Annotated in this window: 20 protein-coding genes, 1 rRNA gene and 1 riboswitch; of the genes, 15 read left to right on the top strand and 6 right to left on the bottom strand. The window is 72.0% G+C overall.

All coding sequences use genetic code 11. From position 1 onward, the window contains the following. The 11 genes from rrf to ADL22_RS32905 form a co-directional block, all read left to right on the top strand. Window positions 1-99 (top strand): 5S ribosomal RNA (rrf, locus tag ADL22_RS32955); the annotation flags it as partial. Between the two features lie 149 nt (window positions 100-248). After that, window positions 249-857, top strand: a complete 609-nt coding sequence (locus ADL22_RS32950; RefSeq protein WP_066988216.1) for a CDP-alcohol phosphatidyltransferase family protein — start codon at window positions 249-251, stop codon at window positions 855-857. Window positions 858-972: 115 nt separating this feature from the next. Continuing rightward, window positions 973-3,468, top strand: a complete 2,496-nt coding sequence (locus ADL22_RS32945; RefSeq protein WP_066988215.1) for a mannose-1-phosphate guanyltransferase — start codon at window positions 973-975, stop codon at window positions 3,466-3,468. 75 nt (window positions 3,469-3,543) lie between these two features. Continuing rightward, window positions 3,544-4,476: a DUF881 domain-containing protein gene (locus tag ADL22_RS32940; RefSeq protein ID WP_199836429.1), complete on the top strand. Its 933-nt coding sequence runs from the start codon at window positions 3,544-3,546 to the stop codon at window positions 4,474-4,476. Next, window positions 4,473-4,805: a small basic family protein gene (locus ADL22_RS32935; RefSeq protein WP_042152041.1), complete on the top strand. Its 333-nt coding sequence runs from the start codon at window positions 4,473-4,475 to the stop codon at window positions 4,803-4,805. The genes ADL22_RS32940 and ADL22_RS32935 overlap by 4 nt, the downstream gene beginning before the upstream one ends. A 110-nt stretch (window positions 4,806-4,915) precedes the next feature. Beyond that, window positions 4,916-5,890: a DUF881 domain-containing protein gene (locus ADL22_RS32930; protein ID WP_066988211.1), complete on the top strand. Its 975-nt coding sequence runs from the start codon at window positions 4,916-4,918 to the stop codon at window positions 5,888-5,890. A gap of 130 nt (window positions 5,891-6,020) precedes the next feature. Then, entirely contained in the window at window positions 6,021-6,857 is an 837-nt protein-coding gene (locus ADL22_RS34365) for an FHA domain-containing protein (RefSeq protein WP_234430952.1), read from the top strand. A 17-nt stretch (window positions 6,858-6,874) separates the two neighbouring features. After that, window positions 6,875-7,633 carry a MerR family transcriptional regulator gene (locus ADL22_RS32920; RefSeq protein WP_066988207.1) on the top strand — a complete coding sequence of 253 codons (759 nt, stop codon included), beginning with the start codon at window positions 6,875-6,877 and terminating at the stop codon, window positions 7,631-7,633. 52 nt (window positions 7,634-7,685) lie between these two features. Beyond that, entirely contained in the window at window positions 7,686-8,156 is a 471-nt protein-coding gene (locus tag ADL22_RS32915; RefSeq protein ID WP_016571419.1) for a bifunctional nuclease family protein, read from the top strand. A 185-nt stretch (window positions 8,157-8,341) separates the two neighbouring features. Beyond that, window positions 8,342-8,947 carry a MerR family transcriptional regulator gene (locus tag ADL22_RS32910; RefSeq protein ID WP_066988205.1) on the top strand — a complete coding sequence of 202 codons (606 nt, stop codon included), beginning with the start codon at window positions 8,342-8,344 and terminating at the stop codon, window positions 8,945-8,947. Between the two features lie 76 nt (window positions 8,948-9,023). Then, on the top strand, window positions 9,024-10,469 hold the full coding sequence (locus ADL22_RS32905; RefSeq protein WP_079064619.1) for a DNA polymerase IV: 1,446 nt from the start codon (window positions 9,024-9,026) through the stop codon (window positions 10,467-10,469). Here ADL22_RS32905 and ADL22_RS32900 read toward each other — a convergent pair. After that, window positions 10,379-10,762 carry a PRC-barrel domain-containing protein gene (locus ADL22_RS32900; RefSeq protein ID WP_066988201.1) on the bottom strand — a complete coding sequence of 128 codons (384 nt, stop codon included), beginning with the start codon at window positions 10,760-10,762 and terminating at the stop codon, window positions 10,379-10,381. The two genes, ADL22_RS32905 and ADL22_RS32900, sit on opposite strands and share 91 nt — an antisense overlap. 114 nt (window positions 10,763-10,876) lie before the next feature. Beyond that, a riboswitch (glycine riboswitch) is annotated at window positions 10,877-10,973 on the top strand. 190 nt (window positions 10,974-11,163) lie between these two features. Here ADL22_RS32900 and gcvP point away from each other — a divergent pair. Next, window positions 11,164-14,049 (top strand): aminomethyl-transferring glycine dehydrogenase, encoded by a 2,886-nt coding sequence (gene gcvP / locus ADL22_RS32895; protein ID WP_066988199.1) that lies wholly within the window; start codon window positions 11,164-11,166, stop codon window positions 14,047-14,049. Between the two features lie 108 nt (window positions 14,050-14,157). Here the strand turns inward: gcvP and ADL22_RS32890 are convergent, their stop codons facing one another. Further along, the gene (locus ADL22_RS32890) at window positions 14,158-14,364 is read right to left on the bottom strand and encodes a DUF5999 family protein (protein ID WP_066988197.1); all 207 of its coding nucleotides are present in this window, start codon (window positions 14,362-14,364) and stop codon (window positions 14,158-14,160) included. Window positions 14,365-14,725: 361 nt separating this feature from the next. Continuing rightward, a complete protein-coding gene (locus ADL22_RS32885; RefSeq protein ID WP_066988195.1) occupies window positions 14,726-15,319 on the bottom strand; it encodes a hypothetical protein in 594 nt (197 codons plus the stop codon). Between the two features lie 574 nt (window positions 15,320-15,893). Between ADL22_RS32885 and ADL22_RS32880 the strand changes: the two genes are divergently transcribed. Next, window positions 15,894-17,480, top strand: a complete 1,587-nt coding sequence (locus ADL22_RS32880; RefSeq protein ID WP_066988193.1) for a glutamate-cysteine ligase family protein — start codon at window positions 15,894-15,896, stop codon at window positions 17,478-17,480. A 180-nt stretch (window positions 17,481-17,660) separates the two neighbouring features. Here ADL22_RS32880 and ADL22_RS32875 read toward each other — a convergent pair whose 3' ends face one another. Then, window positions 17,661-18,830, bottom strand: coding sequence for a substrate-binding domain-containing protein (locus ADL22_RS32875; RefSeq protein WP_079064616.1), 1,170 nt, complete (start codon window positions 18,828-18,830; stop codon window positions 17,661-17,663). A 188-nt stretch (window positions 18,831-19,018) separates the two neighbouring features. Here ADL22_RS32875 and ADL22_RS32870 point away from each other — a divergent pair, with 188 nt between their 5' ends. Continuing rightward, on the top strand, window positions 19,019-19,885 hold the full coding sequence (locus tag ADL22_RS32870; protein ID WP_107116463.1) for a CPBP family intramembrane glutamic endopeptidase: 867 nt from the start codon (window positions 19,019-19,021) through the stop codon (window positions 19,883-19,885). A 132-nt stretch (window positions 19,886-20,017) separates the two neighbouring features. Here ADL22_RS32870 and ADL22_RS32865 read toward each other — a convergent pair whose 3' ends face one another. Beyond that, the gene (locus ADL22_RS32865) at window positions 20,018-20,842 is read right to left on the bottom strand and encodes a PhzF family phenazine biosynthesis protein (RefSeq protein WP_066988188.1); all 825 of its coding nucleotides are present in this window, start codon (window positions 20,840-20,842) and stop codon (window positions 20,018-20,020) included. 552 nt (window positions 20,843-21,394) lie between these two features. Here ADL22_RS32865 and ADL22_RS32860 point away from each other — a divergent pair. Continuing rightward, window positions 21,395-22,042 (top strand): PadR family transcriptional regulator, encoded by a 648-nt coding sequence (locus ADL22_RS32860; protein WP_066988186.1) that lies wholly within the window; start codon window positions 21,395-21,397, stop codon window positions 22,040-22,042. 194 nt (window positions 22,043-22,236) lie between these two features. On the opposite strand, the gene ADL22_RS32855 is transcribed toward ADL22_RS32860, so the two are convergent. Next, window positions 22,237-22,665 (bottom strand): SRPBCC family protein, encoded by a 429-nt coding sequence (locus ADL22_RS32855; protein ID WP_066988184.1) that lies wholly within the window; start codon window positions 22,663-22,665, stop codon window positions 22,237-22,239. Window positions 22,666-22,820: the final 155 nt, after the last annotated feature.

Genomic DNA, 22,820 nt, shown 5'->3' with positions numbered 1-22,820 from the left:
AGGGAAACGCCCGGTTACATTCCGAACCCGGAAGCTAAGCCTTTCAGCGCCGATGGTACTGCAGGGGGGACCCTGTGGGAGAGTAGGACGCCGCCGAACTCAACGTAAGAGAAAGCCCTGCCGGGGAACGGAAGTTCCCCGGCGGGGCTTTCTTGCGTTCCGGACCGGGACCCGCGGCGCGGCGTGGCCGGCGGGCCAGGTAAAGTCGGGGGCATCATCGGCATATTTTTCCCACAGGAGGCTTCCGCGTGGAGGTCCAGGAGACGCGGATCCAGACAGATCGTGTCCTCACCATCCCGAATATCCTCAGCATGGCCCGCCTGGTCGGCGTGCCGCTGTTCCTGTGGTTGATCCTCTGGCCCACATTCGGCGGCCCGAAGGTCGATGGCTGGGCGCTGCTGGTGCTGGCGCTCAGCGGCGTCAGCGACTACCTCGACGGCAAGCTGGCCCGGCGCTGGAACCAGATCAGCAGCCTGGGCCGGATCCTCGACCCGGCCGCCGACCGGCTCTACATCCTCTCGACGCTGGTCGGTCTGACCTGGCGGGAGATCCTCCCGCTCTGGCTGACCGCGGCGCTGCTCGCCCGGGAACTGATGCTGCTGATCGCGGTCGGATTCCTCGGACGCCACGGCTACGGCCCTCCCCAGGTGAACTTCCTGGGCAAAGCAGCTACGTTCAACTTGATGTATGCCTTCCCGTTGCTGCTGCTCAGCGACGGAAGTGGCTGGCTTCACACGCTCGCTGCTATTTTCGGATGGGCGTTCGCCGGATGGGGTACGGCGCTCTATTGGTGGGCAGGGATCCTCTACGTGGTCCAGGTCCGCCGCATCATCAGGGCGGACGCCACGGCCGACTGAGCTCGCCGGTACGGCAGGAATGTGCCAAGGCCCAGCGCCCGAGTGGAAAACAATGGGCGCTCTTGACAAGTGAAGTCGGCAAGACCGTCGTCTCTTCGAGGAGGACGCTTCCGACATGAAGGCCGTTGTGATGGCCGGCGGCGAAGGCACACGCCTTCGCCCCATGACGTCCAGCATGCCCAAGCCGCTGCTTCCCGTGGCCAACAGGCCGATCATGGAGCACGTACTACGGCTGCTGAAGAAGCACGGACTCACCGAGACCGTGGTGACCGTGCAATTCCTGGCTTCCCTCGTCCGGAACTACTTCGGGGACGGGGAAGAACTGGGCATGGAACTCACCTATGCCAATGAGGAAAAGCCCCTCGGCACCGCCGGCAGCGTGAAGAACGCCGAGGAGGCCCTCAAGGACGACGCCTTCCTCGTCATCTCCGGGGACGCCCTCACGGACTTCGACCTCACCGACCTGATCCGGTTCCACAAGGAAAAGGGCGCCCTCGTCACCGTATGCCTCACCCGGGTGCCCAACCCGCTGGAATTCGGCATCACCATCGTCGACGAGGGCGGCCGGGTCGAGCGGTTCCTGGAGAAGCCGACCTGGGGCCAGGTTTTCTCCGACACCGTGAACACCGGTATCTACGTGATGGAGCCGGAGGTCTTCGACTATGTCGAGCCCGACGTTCCGGTGGACTGGTCCGGGGACGTCTTCCCGCAGCTGATGAAGGAAGGCAAGCCCATCTACGGCTATGTCGCCGAGGGCTACTGGGAAGACGTCGGCACCCACGAAAGCTATGTGAAGGCCCAGGCCGATGTGCTGGAGGGCAAGGTCGACGTTGACATAGACGGCTTCGAGATCTCGCCCGGCGTATGGGTCGCCGAAGGCGCCGAGGTGCACCCGGACGCGGTGCTGCGCGGCCCGTTGTACATCGGTGACTACGCCAAGGTCGAAGCGGGCGTGGAGATCCGCGAGCACACCGTCGTCGGCTCCAACGTCGTCGTCAAGAGCGGTGCGTTCCTGCACAAAGCCGTGGTGCACGACAACGTCTTTCTCGGCCAGCAGAGCAATCTGCGCGGATGCGTGATCGGCAAGAACACCGACATCATGCGGGCCGCCCGGATCGAGGACGGCGCCGTCATCGGCGACGAATGCCTGATCGGCGAGGAATCCATCGTCCAGGGCAATGTGCGGGTCTACCCGTTCAAGACGATCGAGGCCGGCGCGTTCGTCAACACCTCGGTCATCTGGGAATCCCGCGGGCAGGCACACCTCTTCGGCGCGCGCGGCGTCTCCGGCATCCTGAACGTCGAAATCACCCCCGAGCTGGCCGTGCGGCTGGCCGGCGCGTACGCCACCACGCTGAAGAAGGGGGCCACGGTCACCACCGCGCGCGACCACTCCCGCGGCGCCCGGGCCCTGAAGCGCGCGGTGATCTCCGCGCTCCAGGCGAGCGCCATCGACGTCCGCGACCTGGAGAACGTCCCGCTGCCCGTGGCCCGGCAGCAGACCGCCCGGGGCAGCGCCGGCGGCATCATGGTGCGGACCACGCCGGGCGTACCGGACTCGGTCGACATCATGTTCTTCGACGAGCGCGGCGCCGACCTCTCCCAGGCCGGCCAGCGCAAACTCGACCGCGTCTACGCGCGCCAGGAATACCGGCGGGCGTTCCCCGGCGAGATCGGCGACCTCCACTTCCCGTCGAGCGTCTTCGACTCCTATACGGGCGCGATGCTGCGCGCCGTGGACACCCGGGGCATCAGCGAGTCCGGCCTGAAGGTCGTCGTGGACGCGTCCAACGGCAGCGCCGGCCTGGTCCTGCCCAGCCTCCTGGGCCGCCTCGGCGTCGACTCGCTGACCATCAACCCCGGCCTGGACGAGTCCCGGCCGACCGAGACCGCCGAGGCCCGCCGCTCCGGCCTCGTCCGGCTCGGCGAGATCGTCGCCTCGGCCCGGGCCGCGTTCGGGGTGCGCTTCGACCCCGTGGGCGAGCGGCTGTCCCTGGTGGACGAGCGAGGCCGGATCATCGAGGACGACCGGGCGCTGCTGGTGATGCTGGATCTGGTCGCCGCCGAGCGCCGCAGCGGCCGGGTGGCGCTCCCGGTGACCACGACCCGGATCGCCGAGCAGGTGGCGGCGTACCACGGCACCCAGGTCCAGTGGACGACGACCTCGCCGGACGATCTGACCCGGGTCGGGCGCTCCGACAGCACGGTCTTCGGCGGGGACGGTATGGGCGGGTTCATCATCCCGGAGTTCAGCAGCGTCTTCGACGGCGCGGCCGCGTTCGTCCGGCTGATCGGCCTGGTGGCCCGTACGCAGCTCACGCTCAGCCAGATCGACGCCAGGATCCCCCGGGCGCACGTCCAGCGGCGCGACCTGGCGACGCCGTGGGCGGTCAAGGGCCTGGTCATGCGGCACGTCGTGGAGGCGGCCGGCGACCGGGACGTGGACACCACCGACGGCGTGCGGGTCGTGGAGGCCGACGGGCGGTGGGTGCTGGTGCTGCCCGACCCGGCCGAGGCGGTCACCCACCTGTGGGCGGAGGGCCCCGACGACGCCTCCGCCGAGCAGCTGCTGGACGAGTGGGCGGCCGTCGTGGACAGCGCAGGACGCTGACCCCGGCCCACCGGCGTGCCGCACGGTCGGCACGCCGGTGGGGCCGTTGCGGGACCCCGGCGCCGACGTGCGACGATGTGCGGCATGTCGCAGCAGCGCCCCGATCGGAGCAACCCCCACCCCTCGGCCGGGCGCCCGGACGCGTCCATGTCGCTGCTGACCAACGTGATGGACCACAGCCTCGACGACGGGTACGCCGAGGCCGCCGCCCGCAAGGCCGGTGAGGGCGCCGGCGGTCTGCCGCGTACGCTGCGGGCGAAGCTGGGCCTGGCCGCCGGGCTGGTGCTGGCGGCGCTGGTGGTGACCGTGGGGGCCGCGCAGGCGCGGGTCGCGGCGCCGACGCTGGCCAAGGAGCGCGAGGAGCTGATCCACCGCATCCAGAAGGGCACCGCGGAGGCCGACACCCAGCAGCAGCGGGTGGACGCGACCCGGGACGCGGTGGACCGGATGCAGCGCGAGGCGCTCAAGCAGCACGGCGACGGGACGGCCGACCTGCTGTCGCTGCTGTCCGGTTCGACGCAGGTCACCGGGCCGGGCGTGAAGCTCGTCGTGGACGACGCCAAGGGCGCCGCGGCGGGCACCGGCGGCCCGCGGGAGAGCAGCGACTTCTCGGACACCAGCCGGGTCCGCGACCGCGATATGCAGCGCGTGGTCAACGGCCTGTGGCAGTCCGGCGCGGAGGCGATCTCCGTCAACGGGCAGCGGCTGACGTCCCTCTCGGCGATCAGAGCCGCCGGAGACGCCATACTGGTCGACAACAAGCCACTGGTGCCGCCCTATACGGTGCTGGCGGTGGGGGACGGGCAGCGGCTGAGCACGACGTTCCAGGACAGCGCGGACGGCCAGTACCTGCACATGCTGCAGGAGAACTTCGGTGTGCGCGCCAGGATTTCCGTCGAGAACGAGGTCACGCTGCCGCCCGCGCCCAGTTTGACCGTACGTACCGCAAAGCCGAAGGCCGGTGCCGCGAAGGCGGAGGGCACCGACGCAGGGAAGGGCACATCGTGATCGCCGTACTGGGCCTCATCGTGGGAGTCGTGGTCGGACTTGTCGTCCGTCCCGTGGTGCCGACGGTGGTCGAGCCCTACTTGCCGATCGCTGTCGTCGCCGCGCTGGACGCCGTGTTCGGCGGCCTGCGCGCGATGCTGGACGGGATCTTCGACGACAAGGTCTTCGTCGTCTCCTTCCTCTCGAACGTGGTGGTCGCCGCGCTGATCGTCTTCCTCGGCGACAAGCTGGGCGTCGGCTCCCAACTCTCCACCGGCGTCGTGGTGGTGCTCGGTATCCGGATCTTCTCCAACGCGGCCGCGATCCGCCGGCACGTCTTCCGGGCGTGAGGCCGATGGCACCGGAGGAGAGGCCAGAACCGGAGCGCACGCCCGAGCGGCGGCCGGACCGCGCGCCCGGCCCGGAGAACGAGCCGTCCCACCCCGCGGGCCGCCGGCCGATGCCGCCCGAGACGCCCCGCCGGCCCGGCTGGGCCGCGGTGGAACGTCCCGCGGACGAGGACGCGCCGGAGCAGCCGTCCCGGGAGGTCGGCGAACCGGAGAGAACGGACGACACGGAGAAAACGGGAGCGTCCGGGACGACGTCGCCCGCGGAGCCGCCGGCGGACCGCGGACGGGACGCGGCCGGACGGGCGGACGGGCCCGGTGGCGCCGGCGCGGAAACGGCGGCCGGCGCCGGAAGCGCGCCGCCCCCGATGACCGGCCGGCAGCGGCTCGCGGCCAGTCTCTGGCCGCCGCGGCTGACCCGGGCTCAACTGATCGTCGCGTTGCTCCTGTTCATTCTCGGCCTCGGCCTCGCGATTCAGGTACGTTCCACAAGTGACAGCAGTGCGCTGCGGGGCGCGCGCCAAGAGGACTTGGTGCGCATCCTGGACGAACTGGACAACCGCTCCCAGCGGTTGACGGATGAGCAGCGGCGCCTGGAAGGGCAGAAGACCGAGCTGGAGAACAGCTCGGACCAGGCCGAGGAGGCCCGTAAGCAGACCGTGGAAAAGGAACAGCAGCTGGGCGTACTGGCCGGGACCGTCGCGGCGCAAGGCCCCGGCATCAACCTGGTCATCAACGACCCGCACCACTCCGTGGAGGCGGACAAGCTGCTGGACACCATCCAGGAGCTGCGGGCCGCCGGGGCCGAGGCCATCCAGGTCAACGGCGTGCGCGTCGTCGCCAACACCTACTTCTCGGACCAGCGGGGCGGGGTGGAGATCGACGGCAAGCGCGTCACGCAGCCGTACCGTTTCAAGGTCATCGGCAAGCCCGAGGACCTGGAACCGGCGCTGAACATCCCTGGCGGAGTGGTCCAGACGCTGGAAAAGGAGCAGGCCACGGTGGTTGTGACCAGGGAAGGGAAGATCGTTGTGGACGCCTTGCGGGACGCGAAGCGGCCTGACTACGCTCGGTCGTCATCCCAGTGAGGCGTCTGCGTATGGTGATGGCCCGACGAGGGCATGAGGTAGCGGGGGGTCGACGCACCGTGCGTGTGGTGTGTGGTGGAAACTGTCTGAAGGCCACGGACGTTCACAGGATGTCCGGATCGGCTGGTGTGTGCATCGAGGGTTCGTCCTGCCCCACGGGCGGGTCTGTGTCGTACAAGGGGAATCGCCCGTGAAGTTGTTTGGAAAGCTGTTCGGCAAGAGCGCCCGCCAGGAAGGCGACGGCGGCTCCGCGCGGCACCGCGCCCCGCGCCGGGCGGAGGAGAGTGCCGAGCCCGGGGACCGTCCGCTCTTCCGTGACGAGGTCGGCGGTCCGTCCGGGGGGCGCGGCGCGGGTTCTGTTGACCCCTCCGGTGCCGGCCGCATAGGTTCCCAGGAACCATCGGCCGCACACACGGGTGGAGGGTCGGCCTTGCCGGTTTGTACGAGGTGCGGGCACCGGAACGCCGAGGCGAGCCGGTTCTGCTCCAACTGCGGCGCGCCGCTGCGGGCCGGCGACCGGCCCGAGCGCGCCTCCGAGACGACCTCGACGATCTCCATCTCGGGGATCGAGGCGTACGACGCGGAGGCCACCGGGCAGACCCTCTCGCCCGCGCTCTCCCCGGAGGCGCAGGCCGCCGTCGACGCCCTGCCGATGGGCTCGGCGCTGCTCGTCGTCCGCCGCGGCCCGAACGCCGGCAGCCGCTTCCTGCTGGACGGCGAGCTGACGACGGCGGGCCGGCATCCGCAGGGTGACATCTTCCTCGACGACGTGACGGTCTCCCGCAGCCATGTGGAGTTCCGCCGCGGACCGGACGGCCGCTTCACGGTCACCGACGTCGGGAGCCTGAACGGCACCTACGTCAACCGCGAGCGGATCGACTCCGTCGTCCTCTCCAACGGCGACGAGGTGCAGATCGGCAAGTACCGCCTGGTCTTCTACGCGAGCCAGCGAGGCGTCGGTATCTGACCGCCCAGGGAAGGCATATGCGCCACACACCGACAGGCGGTGCCGGTCCGTCCGGCACCGCCTCCTCGGGCCCCACGGACCGCAAGCCCATGAGCATCGGCAGGGTGCTGGGCGTACTGCGGGAGGAGTTCCCCGAGGTCACCATCTCCAAGATCCGGTTTCTGGAGTCCGAGGGGCTGGTCGAGCCGCAGCGCACGCCTTCCGGGTACCGCAAATTCACCGCGGCGGACGTCGAACGGCTGGCGAACGTCCTGCGGATGCAGCGGGACCACTACCTCCCGCTGAAGGTCATCAAGGAGCATCTGGACGCCCTGGCGCGCGGCGAGCAGGTCCAGCTGCCGGCCCCCGCCGCGCCGCCCCGCGACCTGGTCGAGGGCGTCCCGGAGCTGGACGAGGAGCGCCCGACCGCCGCCCGGATCGGCCGGGCCGAGCTGCTGGCGGCCACCGGGGTGGACGAGGCGGTGCTCGCCGACTGGGAGGCGTACGGGCTCATCGCCGCCCATCAGGACGGGGAGTACGACATCGAGGCGGTCGGCGTCGCCAAGCTCGTCGCGGAACTCGGCCGCTTCGGCCTGGAGCCGCGCCACCTGCGGGCGGTGAAGGCGGCCGCGGAGCGCGAGGCGGGGCTGGTCGAGCAGGTCGTGGCACCCCTTCGGCGGCACCGCAATCCGCAGACCCGGGCGCATGCGGAGGCCACCGCGCGGGAGCTGGCCACGCTGTCCGTACGGCTGCACGCGGCGCTGCTGCAGAGCGCCCTGCGCGTCCGTCTGCCATGAGCGGACGAGTCCCGACTACCCAAACCTGCCGGGCACGGCCTAGGGTTGCTGTGTGAACGAGCTCGACGTCGTGGGTGTCCGGGTGGAGATGCCTTCCAGCCAACCGATCGTGCTGCTGCGGGAGGTGGGGGGCGACCGCTACCTTCCGATCTGGATCGGGCCGGGAGAGGCCACCGCCATCGCCTTCGCCCAGCAGGGCATGGTCCCTGCCAGGCCGCTGACGCACGACCTCTTCAAGGACGTGCTCGAAGCGGTGGGCCAGGAGCTGACGCAGGTCCGCATCACGGACCTGCGCGAAGGGGTCTTCTACGCCGAGCTGGTCTTCGCCAGCGGCGTCGAGGTCAGTGCCCGGCCGTCCGACGCGATAGCGCTGGCGCTGCGCACCGGTACCCCGATCTTCGGTACCGACGGGGTGCTGGACGACGCGGGGATCGCCATCCCGGACGAGCAGGAGGACGAGGTGGAGAAGTTCCGCGAGTTCCTCGACCAGATCTCCCCGGAGGACTTCGGGACCAACCAGTGACCGGCCAGGCGAAGCACCTGTTTCCGGCCAACCTGTAAGCCTTTCCCCGTGACGAGTCACGAGAAACCACTCGTAGGGTGATTATCACTCGGCGTGGCGAGCGCGGCGATCGTTGACGCACCCCGAGTGACTGCATACCGTCGATATGGCAGGTCCCGTCCGGGACGTGGAGGACGGAGGGCGGCGTGGCAATCACCGGCGACGGTACGGCGGCGGAAGGGGCATTGCCGCTCCACACGGGCGCGGCGGCGAACCGCGGTCCCGTACAGGCCGCCGCGGTGTCGGGCGACCGCGAGGCGGAGAACATCGGCTACCGCGGACCGACCGCATGCGCGGCGGCGGGCATCACCTACCGGCAGCTCGACTACTGGGCGCGCACCGGCCTGGTCGAGCCCAGCATCCGCCCGGCCTACGGGTCCGGGACGCAGCGGCTCTACAGCTTCCGCGACGTCGTCGTCCTCAAGATCGTCAAGCGGCTGCTGGACACCGGCGTCTCGCTCCAGAACATCCGCACCGCCGTCCAGCACCTGCGGGCGCGCGGCCTGGCGGATCTGACCCGGATGACGCTGATGAGCGACGGCGCCACGGTCTACGAATGCACCTCGCCCGACCAGGTCGTCGATCTGCTCCAGGGCGGCCAGGGCGTCTTCGGCATCGCGGTGGGCGTGGTGTGGCGGGACGTCGAGGGCGCGCTGTCGCAGCTCCACGGCGAGCGGGTGGACACCGGCGAGACGCTGGTCGGCAAGAACCCGCACGACGAGCTGGCGCGCCGGCGCAACCGCGCGGGCTGACCGCGGCGCCCCGGGGCGGGCGGCCTCCGGCCCCGGCGCGGGCCGATTGTCAGTGGTGTGCGGGAGCATCGGTGGTGTGAGACGTGCGCCGACCATCCTGCATCTGGACATGGATGCGTTCTACGCGGCCGCCGAGCAGGCGGCCAAGCCGAGCCTGCGCGGCAAGCCCGTCATCGTCGGCGGGATCGGTCCGCGCGGGGTGGTCGCCACGGCGTCGTACGAGGCCCGGGTCTTCGGGGTGCGGTCGGCGATGCCGACGGCGCAGGCCCGCCGGCTGTGCCCGAACGCCGCATACCTCAGCCCCCGGTTCACCCTGTACCGCCAGGTGAGTGACGCGGTCATGGAGCTGCTGCGGGCGCTCTCACCGCTCGTGGAGCCGCTGAGCCTGGACGAGGCGTTCGTGGACCTCGAGGCGGGCGGGGTGGCGCCGGAGACGGCCGCGGCGCGGGCCGTGGGGGAGCGGCTGCGGCGCGACATCCGGGCGGTGACGGGACTGACCGGCTCGGTGGGGCTGGCCGGCGCCAAGATGCTCGCCAAGATCGCGTCCGAGGCGGCGAAGCCGGACGGCCTGGTCGTCATCGAGCCCGGCACCGAGCGGGAGCTGCTGGGGCCGATGCCGGTGCGGACGCTGCCCGGGGTGGGGCCGGCGACGGCCGAGGCGCTGCGCCGGGCCGGCATCCACACCGTCGCCGAGACCGCGGAGGCCGGCGAGGCGGAGCTGGTGCGGCTGCTGGGCAAGGCCCACGGCACCGGCCTGTACGCGATGGCGCTGGGGCGGGACGAGCGGCCGGTGGTGGCCGAGCGGGACGCCAAGTCGGTGTCGGTGGAGGACACCTTCGAGGTCGATCTGACCGACCGGACGCGGGTGCGCGCCGAGGTGCTGCGGCTGGCCGACCGGTGCGTGGCGCGGCTGCGCGGAGCGGGTCGCTCCGGCCGGACGGTGGTGCTCAAGGTGCGGAACTACGACTTCTCCACGCTGACCCGCTCCGAGACGCTGCGCGGGCCCACCGACGATCCGGCGGTCGTCCGGGAGGCCGCGGCGCGGCTGCTGGAGACCGTGGACACCACCGGCGGGGTCCGGCTGCTGGGCGTGGGGGTGAGCGGGCTGGCCGACTTCACCCAGGAGGACCTGTTCGCCCAGCTGGCCACGGAGCGGGAGGCCGGGGAGCGGGCGGCGGGCGGGGTGGGGGAGCCGGCGGGCGAGGCGGCGGCGGAGCCGGAGGCCGGGGAGGTCCCGCCGCGGCGCTGGCATCCGGGGCTGGACGTCGTCCATGAGGAGTTCGGCGCCGGATGGGTGCAGGGCAGCGGGCTGGGGAGGGTGACCGTGCGGTTCGAGACGCCGTGGTCCGCACCGGGGCGGGTGCGGACCTTCGCCGTCGACGATCCGGCGCTGCGGCCGGGTGAGCCGCTGTCGCTGCTGGGCGGCCCGGATCAGCCGTCCGCGCCCGCCACCCGCCCGAAGCCGGCCTCGCCGGCGGACGCGGCGGAGTCCGCGGCCGGGGAGGAGATATCCAGGCGGTAGTGGTGGTAGAGCTGGAGTTCCTGCTCGGGGGAGAGGTGCCGGCCGACGCCGAAGTCCGGGGCATCCTTGATCAGCTTGCGGTCGTAGGGGATGTGCAGGCTGTCGCCGACCATCGTGCTCGGCTCCAGGGGGACGAACGCGTCCCGGCTGAAGAGGCCGGTGCGGACGGCCGCCCACTCCGGTTCGCCCGTCGCGTCGTCGAGGTAGACCTCGTCGACGGTCCCTATTTTCGCGCCGTTCCGGTCGAACGCTTTGCGGCCGATGAGGCTCCGGGGATCGATATCGGTTTGCACGGTCCCTCCACGTGGTCGCAACTGCCCTGTGACACCTACGAAACGGCACATTTCCTGCCCCGGCCACTCGAAGGATCGTTCCGGCGGTGCGCTGGTAGGCTGGCGATTGGCCGTCGACCCCATGCGGGAGAGTCCTTTGCCGCTCGCGGCAGGGCGCCGAAGGAGCAAATCCTCCCCGGAATCTCTCAGGCACACGTACCGCATGGACGAGGTCACTCTGGAAAGCAGGGCGGGCCACGGACAGGCACCATGCCGGAACCCCTCCTCACCGACGGTGAAAGCCGGACCGCAGCCCGCGGGCCGGTGAAGCTCTCAGGTTGAGATGACAGAGGGGGAGGGCCGTCCGGGCACCAGCGCCGTGGTGCCCCTCGCAGGTCGTACTGACCAGGAGGCCCCCGCAGATGACCACCCACCGCATCTCCCTGACCGAGCTGGAGCGCGGCACCCCGTTCGAGCGCCGGCACATCGGCCCCGACCACGAGGCGCAGGCCAAGATGCTCGCGCAGGTCGGCTTCGGCTCGCTGGACGAGCTGACCGCCGCCGCGGTCCCCGACGTGATCAAGAGCACCGAGGCGCTCGGACTGCCGCAGGCCCGTACGGAGGCCGAGGTCCTGGCCGAGCTGCGGGCGCTCGCCGACCGCAACGACGTCCTCTCGTCCATGATCGGCCTCGGCTACTACGGCACGTTCACCCCGCCGGTGATCCTGCGCAACGTCATGGAGAACCCGTCCTGGTACACGGCGTACACGCCCTACCAGCCGGAGATCTCCCAGGGCCGCCTGGAAGCACTGCTGAACTTCCAGACCGTGGTCGCCGACCTCACCGGACTCCCCACCTCCGGCGCGTCCCTCCTGGACGAGGGCACCGCGGCCGCCGAGGCGATGGCGCTCTCCCGCCGCGTCGGCAAGGTCAAGCAGGGCGTCTACCTCGTCGACGCCGACTGCCTGCCGCAGACCGTCGCCGTCCTGCGGACCCGCGCCGAACCCACCGGCGTCGAGGTCGTGGTCGCCGACCTCGCCGGCGGCATCCCCGACGAGATCGCCGCGCGCGGCGTCTTCGGCGTCCTGCTCCAGTACCCCGGCGCGTCCGGCGCGGTGCGCGACTGGCGGGCCGTCATCGAGCGCGCCCACGAGCTCGGCGCGATCGTCACCGTCGCCGCCGACCTGCTGGCGCTGACGCTGCTCACCCCGCCCGGCGAACTCGGCGCGGACATCGCGGTCGGCACCAGCCAGCGGTTCGGCGTCCCGATGGGCTTCGGCGGCCCGCACGCCGGCTTCATGGCCGTCCGCGAGCAGTACGCCCGCAGCCTGCCCGGCCGCCTGGTGGGCGTCTCCGTCGACGCCGACGGCAACAAGGCGTACCGCCTGGCGCTGCAGACCCGCGAGCAGCACATCCGCCGCGAGAAGGCCACCAGCAACATCTGCACCGCGCAGGTGCTGCTCGCCGTCATGGCCGGCATGTACGCCGTCTACCACGGCCCCGAGGGCCTGCGCACCATCGCCCGGCGCACCCACCGCTACGCCGCCGTCCTCGCCGAGGGCCTCAGGGCCGGCGGGGTCGAGCTGGTCCACGACGCGTACTTCGACACGCTCACCGCGCGGGTGCCCGGCCGGGCCGCCGAGGTCGTCGCCGCCGCCCGCGAGGCCGGTATCAACCTCCGCCAGGCCGGCGCCGACCTCGTCGGCATCGCCTGCGACGAGACCACCGGCCGCGCCCAGCTGGCCGGAGTCTGGGGCGCGTTCGGCGTCCAGGGCGACATCGACGCGCTGGACGCGGCCGCCGCCGACGCCCTGCCGGACGAGCTGCTGCGCACCGGCGACTACCTCACCCACCCGGTCTTCCACCAGCACCGCTCCGAGACCGCCATGCTGCGCTACCTGCGCACCCTGGCCGACAAGGACTACGCGCTGGACCGCGGCATGATCCCGCTCGGCTCCTGCACGATGAAGCTCAACGCCACCACCGAGATGGAGCCGGTGACCTGGCCGGAGTTCGGGCAGCTGCACCCGTTCGCCCCGGCCGAGCAGGCGCAGGGCTACCTCACCCTCATCCGGGAGCTGGAGGAGCGGCTCGCCGCCGTCACCGGCTACGACAAGGTGTCCCTCCAGCCCAACGCCGGCTCCCAGGGCGAGCTGGCCGGACTCCTCGCGGTCCGCGCCTACCACCGCGCCAACGGCGACGAGCAGCGCACGGTCTGCCTGATCCCGTCGTCGGCGCACGGCACCAACGCCGCCAGCGCCGTGATGGCCGGGATGAAGGTCGTCGTCGTCAAGACCGGCGCGGACGGCGAGGTCGACACCGACGACCTGCACGCCAAGATCGAGAAGCACCGCGACGAGCTGGCCGTCCTGATGGTCACCTACCCGTCCACCCACGGCGTGTTCGAGGAGCACATCACCCAGATCTGCGCGGCGGTGCACGACGCCGGCGGCCAGGTCTACGTGGACGGCGCCAACCTCAACGCCCTGGTCGGCCTCGCCGAGCCGGGGAAGTTCGGCGGCGACGTCTCGCACCTGAACCTCCACAAGACGTTCTGCATCCCGCACGGCGGCGGCGGCCCCGGCGTCGGCCCGGTCGCGGTCCGCGCCCACCTGGCGCCGTACCTCCCCAACCACCCGCTCCAGCCCACCGCGGGCCCGGAAACGGGTGTCGGCCCGATCTCCGCCGCCCCGTGGGGCTCGGCCGGCATCCTGCCGATCTCCTGGGCGTACGTCCGCCTCATGGGCGGCGAGGGACTCAAGCGCGCCACCCAGGTGGCGGTGCTCAGCGCCAACTACATCGCCAAGCGCCTGGAGCCGCACTACCCGGTGCTCTACACCGGCCCCGGCGGCTTGGTCGCGCACGAGTGCATCATCGACGTCCGGCCGCTGACCAAGGCGACCGGCGTGAGCATCGACGACGTCGCCAAGCGGCTCATCGACTACGGCTTCCACGCGCCGACGATGTCGTTCCCGGTGGCCGGCACGCTGATGATCGAGCCGACCGAGAGCGAGGACCTGGCCGAGCTGGACCGCTTCTGCGACGCGATGATCGCCATCCGCGCGGAGATCGAGAAGGTCGGCTCCGGCGAGTGGGACAAGGACGACAACCCGCTGCGCAACGCCCCGCACACCGCGGGCGCGCTGGGCGGCGAGTGGAACCACCCGTACAGCCGCGAGGAGGCCGTCTTCCCGGCCGGGGTGGACGCCGCGGGCAAGTACTGGCCGCCGGTGCGCCGGATCGACGGCGCCTTCGGTGACCGCAACCTCGTCTGCTCCTGCCCGCCGCTGGACGAGTACGACGGCTGAGCGCCACCGGCCGCGGTGACAGGGGCCGGCCGCTCCTGACGGCGGCACAACAAAGGGCCCTCGGCTGATGAGCCGGGGGCCCTGGTGGTACGTGCCGGGTGGCCGCGATCAGGCGGCGGCGGTCACCCGGGGCGTGCCGAGCGGCCGGTGCGGGGCGATGACCTGCCCGTCCGGCAGCAGCTCACCGGTGTCCTCGAAGAGCAGGACGCCGTTGCACAGCAGGCTCCAGCCCTGCTCCGGGTGGTGCGCCACCAGCTGGGCGGCCTCCCGGTCGGTGGAGTCAGCTGACGGGCATGGCGGTTGATGCTGGCACATGGAAGTTGTCTTTCGCTGCGGAGTGGTGAACGTCGTGCGGCTCGATGAGGTGGTCATGGCCGCTCCCCCGTTTCCTGTCGGTCACAGTCTTGCCCCACGGAAGGGATTCCGCAGGGATTTCGCAGCAGCGGTACTCACTCGATACCGACGCGTCACCCGTGCGGGCGGTTGCGTCCAAGTGAGCGTGCGCCTCGGGGCGTTGAGGCGCTACCGGCGGACAGGGGGCGGACACGGTGGTGCGCCCCGCGGCCGGGGTGGCCACGGGGCGCACGGGTGCACGGTGAGCGCGCGGGGGCGTTCCTCTCTGCGGGGGTGGGCCGACCGGGCCGGCCGTCCGCCCGGCCCGGGGAGTCCTGGCCGGTCAGGCCGGTTCGCGGAGCAGCGGGGGCGGGGGCGGGCTGCCCAGCCGCAGCGTCAGGCGCGGCAGCAGATCGGCGACCCGCTGCGGGAGGTACGAGGCGATGCCGGGCGGGGCGGGGGCCAGCGGCACCAGGAGGTCGCCGGCGGCGGGCAGCCCGGCGGCGCCGTCCGCGGTGAGGTCGTGGTGCAGCCAGAGGGTGAGCATGTACAGCTCCGGTACGGACAGCAGGCGCGGCTGGTAGGGCGCGCTGAGCGATTCCGCCTGGAGCAGGGCCCGTTCCGTCGCGGCGACGTAGGGGCCGTCGCAGAAGTGCGAGAACGTCCAGCCGTCCGCGGTGAGCCGGGCCTCGGCGGCCGCCACGGCGTGCTCCCCGCCGCGGACCAGGAAGCGCCAGCCGACCAGGCGGGTGCGCGGCGGGCCGGCCTGGCTCACGTCGTCCAGGACGTGGACGGGCAGCGGGTGATCGGGGCTCAGCGGGCCCTGGTGGGCGCGGAGTGCGGCGGCCGGGGCCTCGCGGACCGCGGTGGGCGAGCCGAGGGCGGTGAGCACGCTGCGCAGGGCAGGCGCGGGGGCAGGAGGAACGTGCAGCGGCATGGCGGGTCGCCTCTCACTTCGGAGACACGGTGGAGCGTGGCAGTGCGGACGGCGCTGTCTGCGGGCGGGTCAGAGCATGGCTGACCGGTGCTGCGGACCGGCGGGTCGGACGCGGTGCCGGGGGCACCGGGGAAAGACCGCCAGACGCGGCGCCACATCTCTGCCTCGTGTGCGAAGTTTATACGACATTTGTTCTGAAAGTGTTTCCGCTACTCGCCTTGAGAATTTCCGGCAAGGCGGAATCCGGACCGGTGGCCGGCCTGCTGTGCGGGGTGGTTTCCGCCGCTTTGTGCGGAAAATCGGCGTGCCCACCTCGTAATTCCCCGGCGGAACGGTAGGCCGGAACCTGTCGGTGTTTTTCACGAGCGAATTGCGCGCGGCTCGGGCCGCCGAGATATGCCGCTGGAAAGTGCCCCGCGCCCCGACCCTACGAGCCTAGCGGTACCGGCATGCGCGGGAGGCGTTATCGATCAGATTGCCGGGCATCATCGACCGTAGCGCGTGCCCGGGGGCTCCCCGGGGCGGGCCAAACAGCCCGTGGCCGCGGGCCGTTCACTCCAGGAGGGATCCGCCGATGGGGGAGAAGGTCGCCGCGGACGGGAACGCCCTGGCGGACCGGGAACGTTATCGAAGAAAGCTCCACGACTGCCTGGAGGGATTGCGGCGACTGCTCGCGGAGAAGCGGTTCGACCGCCCCAGGAATCTCATCGGCCTGGAGATCGAGCTCAATCTCGCGGGCGCCGACGGCCTGCCCCGCATGCTGAACTCCCAGGTCCTGGAAAGGATCGCCAGCGGGGATTTCCAGACCGAACTCGCCCAGTGCAATCTCGAAGTCAACATCACCCCCCACCGCTTGTCCGGACGCGTTCTGGACCAGCTCGCCGAGGAACTCCGCGCCGGCCTCGGCTATGCCGAGAGAAAAGCCCGCGAGGTCGCCGCCCGCATCGTCATGATCGGCATCCTGCCGACCCTGAACCCCCACGACCTCACCGTCTCCAGCCTCTCCGCCAACGACCGCTACGTCCTCCTCAACGACCAGATGCGGGCCGCCCGCGGCGAGGACTTCGCCATCGACATACAAGGCGTCGAGCGGCTGACCGCCCGCTCACCCTCGATCGCCCCCGAAGCCGCCTGCACCTCCGTACAGCTGCACCTCCAGGTGACACCCGGGCGGTTCGCCGCCGTCTGGAACGCCGCCCAGGCCATCGCCGCCGCCCAGATAGCCGTCGGCGCCAACTCCCCGTTCCTCTTCGGCCGGGAGCTGTGGCGCGAGACCCGCCCGCCGGTCTTCCAGCAGGCCACCGACACCCGCGCCCCCGAACTCCAGGCCCAGGGCGTGCGCCCGCGCACGTGGTTCGGCGAACGCTGGGTGGACTCCGCCTGCGACCTCTTCGAGGAGAACCTGCGCTACTTCCCGCCGCTGCTGCCGCTGTGCGGCCCCGAGGAACCCCTCGCCGTCCTCGATGACGGCGGCGTGCCCGACCTCGCCGAACTGGTGTTGCACAACGGCACGATCTATCGATGGAACCGCCCCGTCTACGCCGTCGCCGGCGGCGTCCCGCACCTCCGCGTCGAGAACCGCGTCCTCCCCGCCGGCCCGACCGTCGCCGACGTCATCGCCAACACCGCCTTCTACTACGGGCTGGTGCGCGCCCTGGCCGAACAGCCGCGCCCGGTCTGGACCCGGCTCCCGTTCACCACCGCGGCCGCCAACTTCGACAACGCCTGCCGGCACGGCATCGAGGCCGCCTTCCACTGGCCCCGGCCCGGCCGCGCCGGCGGCCTCACCGAGATCTCCGCCGTCCGCCTCGTCCGGCAGGAACTGCTCCCGCTGGCGGCCGCCGGACTGGACGCCTGGGGCGTCGAACCGGCCGACCGCGATCACTACCTCGGCATCATCGAGGCCCGCTGCGCCCACCGGGTCAACGGGGCGTCCTGGCAGGCCGCCGCCTTCCGCCACGCCCGGCGCCAGGGGCTCGGCCGCGAGGCCGCGCTGGCCGCGATGACCCGGCGCTACAGCGAGCTGATGCACACCGGGGAGCCGGTCCACACCTGGCCGGTCGGCTGGGCGGCGACCGGGGCGGGAGCCGGGGCCGGGACCGGGGCGGGGTCGGTGGTGCCGGCGCAGCGGGGGCGGGGGGCTGGGGGCAGGGTGCCGTAAGGGGCTGGTGCTGCCGGCCGTGTCCTGAGGTGGTGCTGGGTGTACTGCCGGGGGGCCGCGCCCCGGTGGTGGGGTGAGGGGCCCGTGCCCCGGTGGTGCGGTGGAGGGGCCCGTGCCCCGGTGGCGCGGTGAAGGGGCCCGTGCCCCGGTGGTGCGGTGGAGGGGCCCGCGCCCCGGTGGTCACCGTGTCGTCGCGGTGGTCCAGATGCCCAGCAGCGCCTTGAGGTCCCCGGCCGGTGGCGGGTCGTCGGCCACGGCCGTGTACGGCTGCGGATCGCGCCCGCCCGCCACGGTGGTGAGCCGGCTGTCGGCGCGCCCGGTGTCGGACCGGAAACCGTGGTCCCGCAGGATGCGCTGGCCCGCGGTGTCGGCGACCAGCGTCAGGAAGCGGTTGGCGGCCCGGCTCTGGTCGGCGGTCATCGAGGCGTCGTCGACGAGGGTGTACGGGTAGTCGAGCTGGGCGGTGCCGTCCGCCGGGTAGAACAGGTCGAGCGCGGGACCGCCGCCCCGGTGGGTGTTGTGGGCGTAGGCGGCCTGTTCGGACAGCAGCAGCGCCTGATTGCGGCGCGGATTGCCCGCCTCGGCCCCGGAGCCGTCGCGCGGCAGAGTGGCCAGCACCTGCCCGTCGCCGTCCACGACCCGTTCGGAGAGCAGTTTCGCCGCCGCGGCCGTACGGGTCGCCGCCGCGCTGCGGCTGCCCGCCTCCTTGCGGTCGGCGGCGCCGATCCGGGCCAAGGCGAGCAGCCCGGTGGCGCTGTGCGCCGGATCGGCGACCCCCAGGCGCAGCCCGTCGCCGGTGGCCGCGGCCCCCGTCAGCCCCGTCCACGAGTACGTACGGGACGGCCAGCCCAGCGACTTGGCGGCCGACGGGACCGCGCCGAGGACGATCGGCGAGGACGCGAGGGTGCCGACCGCGGTCAGCGACGACCCCCGCTCGTCGGTGACCCGGTCCACCCACAGGCGGGAATCCGGCACCCACACCTGGAACGCCGGGTCCGCCGGGCGTCCGGCGAGCGCGTCGGCGACCTCCGAGGCGGGCTGGGCGTTCACGGTGACGTCCAGGCACTTGCCGTCGCTGCGGATCCCGTCCTCGCGGGCCTGGCCGGCCACTTCCTCCAGCGCGGGGGCCACATCGGGCGAGGCGACCACTTCCAGCCGTACGGAGTCGCCGCCGCAACTCCGGCCGAACGGGAGGAGGCCACCGCGCAGCGCCACGATGGAGCCGGCGACGGCCGTGACGGCGATCGCGGTGGCGATCGCGGCCGTCCGGCGGCGGGCGCGGGGCCGGGGCGCGCGGGGGGACCCCGTTCCGTGCGGTGTGGAGTCGTCGGGCAAGCTGTGACGTCCCATGCGGTAGCGCCTCTCCTGATACTCGGAGGCCCGGAGCCCCGGACCTCCATCGGGATCGATGCGGACGGAAACACCCCGGATGGAGGGCGCCCGTCCCCGGCCTGTCGCGCGCGATCTTCGTATCTGCTTTCGAGACCCTAGCGGGGCGATGGCGGCGAAGAGGCGGTATTGCGGAAGTGGAGGAACCTTTGCAGTCGGATACAAGTCCCGTGGCGGACGCGGACGTTCCCGGCGCGGGCGACGGCGGCGGCGCGCGGCGGCCCCCGGAGGCGGCCGGGGAGCCCGCGCGGCGCCTGCTGCGCAACGAGACGCTGATCGTCCTGGCCCTCTCCCTGGGCGCCAGCGCGGTCTCGGCGCTGATCAGCTTCGTCGGCTCGCTGACCCGGCCCGGCGGCCTCAAGCACCAGGCGGCGACGCTCAACGCCTCGCACGCGCCGGGCCGCCCCTGGCTGGATCTCGCCTGGCAGGTGTTCGGGATCGCAACGGCTCTGGTGCCGGTCGTCCTGGTGGCCCATCTGCTGCTGCGCGAGCGCGCCGGAGGGCCGGACGAGGGCGCCGGCGGACTGCGGCTGATCGGCTTCGACCGGCGGCCCGGTTTCGACCTCGGGGTGGGCGCCGGGCTGGCGGCCGTCATCGGGGGCAGCGGACTGCTGCTCTACCTGGGGGCGCGGGCGGCCGGATTCAATCTGACGGTGGTGCCCGAGGCGCTGCCCGAAACCTGGTGGAAGATCCCGGTCCTGATCGCCTCCGCGGTGCAGAACGCGGTCCTGGAGGAGGTCATCGTCGTCGGCTACCTGCTGCGCCGGCTCGGGCAGCTGGGCTGGACCCCCTGGGCGGCGGTGGCGGCCAGCGCGGTCCTGCGCGGTTCGTACCACCTCTACCAGGGCGTCGGCGGCTTCGTCGGCAACATGGTGATGGGCGTGATCTTCGCCCTGGTGTACCGGCGCTGCCGCCGGGTGGGTCCCTTGGTCGCCGCGCACGCCCTGATCGACATCGTGGCGTTCGTGGGGTACGCGCTCCTGGCGGGGCGGGTGGGCTGGTTGCCTACGGCGTGAGGCGTGCAGCGGGGAGGGCGAGGGGCCGTGTGACTGGGCCCGGGGCGGCCCCGCCCGGTGGGCTGAGACCGTCCTCTCGCGCCTGCCGGGCGCTGGTTGAACAGCGCCGCTCGGGCGGTGGCCGGGCGCAGGTCAGGCGGTGGCCAGCAGCTCGCCGTCGATGACGGTCACCGCCGAACCGGTCAGCAGAGTGCGGTCGCCGCGCAGTACGGTCCGGACGCGACCGGTACGGGCGCCGCCCTGGTGGCCGACCAGGGTGTCGCGGCCCAGCCGTGCCGACCAGAACGGGGCGAGCGCGGTGTGCGCGCTACCGGTTACCGGGTCCTCGTCGATACCCACCCCCGGGAAGAAGCCGCGGGAGACGAAGTCGTAGTCACCATCGGCGTCTTCGGCGCGGGCCGTGGCGATCACACCCCGGCTGCCCTGCCCGGCCAGTAGGCGGAAATCCGGGGCGAGACCCCGCACGGTCTTCTCGTCGGGCAGTTCGACCAGCAGATCGCCGACGTTCGGCCCGGTGGTGTGGGCGGAGCGGATCTCGACGCCGCCGAGCGCCCGGGTGACGGCCTCCGGCACGTCCACGGGGGCCAGCGGGGCGGTCGGGAAGTCCATGGTGATCGAGCCGCTGCCCTCGGCGGTGGTGATCAGCACCCCGCTGCGGGTGCGGAAGCGGACCGTCCCGGTGGCCGTGCCCGTGATGTGCAGCACATGGGCGGTGGCCAGGGTGGCGTGCCCGCACATGTTCACCTCCGTGGCCGGGGTGAGCCACCGCAACGCCCAGTCGGCGTCGCCCCCCGGGGGCAGCGGATGCGCGAACGCGGTCTCGGAGAGGTTGACCTCGGCGGCGACCCGCTGGAGCCAGGCGTCCTCGGGAAACGAATCGGAGTCGAGCAGCACGACTCCCGCGGGGTTGCCGGCGAATGGGCGCTCGGTGAAAGCGTCGACGATGCGAATCCTCATGGCCGGGAGACTAAGGGCATCCCAAGGCCACCGGCCAAGTCCAATCCGGGGGAAGTGGACTTGGTTGCGGGTGGAAGTGGACTCGGGGTGGTGAACCCGGGGCGGGCGGTGGACTCGGGGAAGTGGTCTCGGGCCGGTGGGCTCGGGGCGGTGGTCAACGCCCCTTGGTCCGTTTGGTCCGTGGTTCGTGGCGGCGTCGAGCAGGGCCCGGACGGTGCCCGGTTCATGGAGGTCCAAGGTCCGGCCGGGGTCCGTTCCGATGGCTCCGGACGGCTCCGGACGGCATGAGGCACCCGCCGGGGACAAGCCTTCAGGGGCTCGTGCGGAGGGCGATGCGGGCGGCGTTGGACGCCTTCAACAGCGGTGACCGGCCAGAACTGTGGCCCCGGCCGGGTGCGAGCCCTGGGCGGCATGGGCTCGTGCGGGAAATTTCTTCAGCCCCTTGCCCACCGAACAGTCCCGATATATCGTTGAAGCATCGCGATCGATCAGCGATGGCGAGCGATAGTACGTGTGCAATGCACTGGCAAGCATGAGAAGGAGGGGTGCGCGATGCGTTCCCAGGGATATGGGTATGGGCCCGGACACGAGCACGGGCATGAGCGCGGGCACGAGCAGTACGGGCCGGGGCGGGGCGGTGGCCGCGGCGAGTTCGGTGGCGGCTTCGAGCGCCGGCGTTCCGCCTTCGGCGGCTTCGGTCCGCCCTTCGGAGGTCCGCCTTTCGGCGGCGGCCGGGGGCGGGGTGGTGGTCCGCGCGGCCGGGCCCGGCGCGGCGATGTGCGCGCGTCGATACTGGCGCTGCTCAAGGACCGCCCGATGCACGGGTACGAAATGATCCAGGAGATCGCCGAGCGCAGCGGCGGGGCGTGGAAGCCCAGCCCCGGCTCGGTCTACCCGACGCTCCAGCTGCTGGAGGACGAGGGGCTCATCGCCAGCGCCAGTGAGGGCGGCAAGAAGCTCTTCTCGCTGACCGACGCCGGCCGCGCCGAAGCCGACAGCGGCTCGGACGCCCCCTGGGAGGACGCCGGCCGCGGCGTCGACTGGGAGGCGATGAACGAGATACGCAAGGCGGGCGGTGGCCTGGTCGAGGCGTTCCGCCAGGTGTGGGCCACCGGCAGCCCCGAGCAGCGAGAAAAGGCCATGGCCGTCGTCAACAAGGCTCGCAAGGAGCTGTATCTGATCCTGGCCGAGGAGGACTGATCGGAGCGGTACTGACCTGGGACGGTACTGGCCTGAGGCGGTACTGATCTGAGGCGGTTGAGTGCGGAAGGGCTGAGGGCTGGAGGGGGCTGAGCGGGGAGAGCCGGCTGAAGAGGCTGCGGCGCGGAGGGAGTCCGGGCGCCGGTGGTCGGTCGGGGCGGTGCGGGGCGGAGTGCGCGGCCGCCTCGGGCGGCTCAGGTCACCAGGTCGGCGAGCTTGCGCAGTGACTCGTTCAGTGCGGCGCTCGCCGAGTCCTTCAGCTTGGCCGCCATCAGGGAGACCGCGGCGCCGGTGAAGGTCCCGTCGATCCGGACCTCGGTCGTCCCGCCGTCGGGCGTCAGCTGATAGCGCATGCCGAGGTTGACGCCCATGGGCCCCTTGCCCTGGACGGCGAGGAGGCGGCCCGGTTCCAGTTCGCGGACGGTCCAGTTGACCTCCGCCGGGAAACCCATCAGCTTCATGTTCTCCTGGTAGGCCGCGCCTACCTGGAGGGGCTGCGGGCCGCCGTGGGGGAAGTCGGTGTGGGTGGCGTTCCACTCCCCGTAGGAGGGGAAGTCGGTGAGGCGGTCCCAGAGCTTCTCGGCCGGTGCCTCGATCCGGGCCTGGACGGTGACATCGGCCATGCGGGCACCCCTTCGGTGACGGCTCCGCGACGGCTCCGTCACGGCTCCTGGCTGGTGCGCGGAACGTAGCGGCGGCAGGGGCAAGGTGCAAGGCCGACGACTCGGATTTGCTGATGGTTCGTCAGGCGAGGGGGTGGCGGTGGTGGGTGGGGGCG

It is taken from the genome of Streptomyces sp. NRRL F-4489, assembly GCF_001509485.1.
In the GTDB taxonomy this organism is placed as follows: Bacteria; Actinomycetota; Actinomycetes; order Streptomycetales; family Streptomycetaceae; genus Streptomyces.
This window is presented reverse-complemented; position numbering and strand designations above follow the sequence as displayed.

What these genes read in the sequence shown, in the direction of transcription:
- ADL22_RS32945 (WP_066988215.1), top strand. Translation starts at nt 973, where the DNA reads ATGAAGGCCGTTGTGATGGCCGGCGGCGAAGGCACACGCCTTCGCCCC.
- ADL22_RS32940 (WP_199836429.1), top strand. Translation starts at nt 3,544, where the DNA reads ATGTGCGGCATGTCGCAGCAGCGCCCCGATCGGAGCAACCCCCACCCC.
- ADL22_RS32930 (WP_066988211.1), top strand. Translation starts at nt 4,916, where the DNA reads ATGCCGCCCGAGACGCCCCGCCGGCCCGGCTGGGCCGCGGTGGAACGT.
- ADL22_RS32920 (WP_066988207.1), top strand. Translation starts at nt 6,875, where the DNA reads ATGCGCCACACACCGACAGGCGGTGCCGGTCCGTCCGGCACCGCCTCC.
- gcvP (WP_066988199.1), top strand. Translation starts at nt 11,164, where the DNA reads ATGACCACCCACCGCATCTCCCTGACCGAGCTGGAGCGCGGCACCCCG.
- ADL22_RS32890 (WP_066988197.1), bottom strand. Translation starts at nt 14,364, where the DNA reads ATGTGCCAGCATCAACCGCCATGCCCGTCAGCTGACTCCACCGACCGG.
- ADL22_RS32885 (WP_066988195.1), bottom strand. Translation starts at nt 15,319, where the DNA reads ATGCCGCTGCACGTTCCTCCTGCCCCCGCGCCTGCCCTGCGCAGCGTG.
- ADL22_RS32880 (WP_066988193.1), top strand. Translation starts at nt 15,894, where the DNA reads ATGGGGGAGAAGGTCGCCGCGGACGGGAACGCCCTGGCGGACCGGGAA.
- ADL22_RS32875 (WP_079064616.1), bottom strand. Translation starts at nt 18,830, where the DNA reads ATGGGACGTCACAGCTTGCCCGACGACTCCACACCGCACGGAACGGGG.
- ADL22_RS32865 (WP_066988188.1), bottom strand. Translation starts at nt 20,842, where the DNA reads ATGAGGATTCGCATCGTCGACGCTTTCACCGAGCGCCCATTCGCCGGC.
- ADL22_RS32860 (WP_066988186.1), top strand. Translation starts at nt 21,395, where the DNA reads ATGCGTTCCCAGGGATATGGGTATGGGCCCGGACACGAGCACGGGCAT.
- ADL22_RS32855 (WP_066988184.1), bottom strand. Translation starts at nt 22,665, where the DNA reads ATGGCCGATGTCACCGTCCAGGCCCGGATCGAGGCACCGGCCGAGAAG.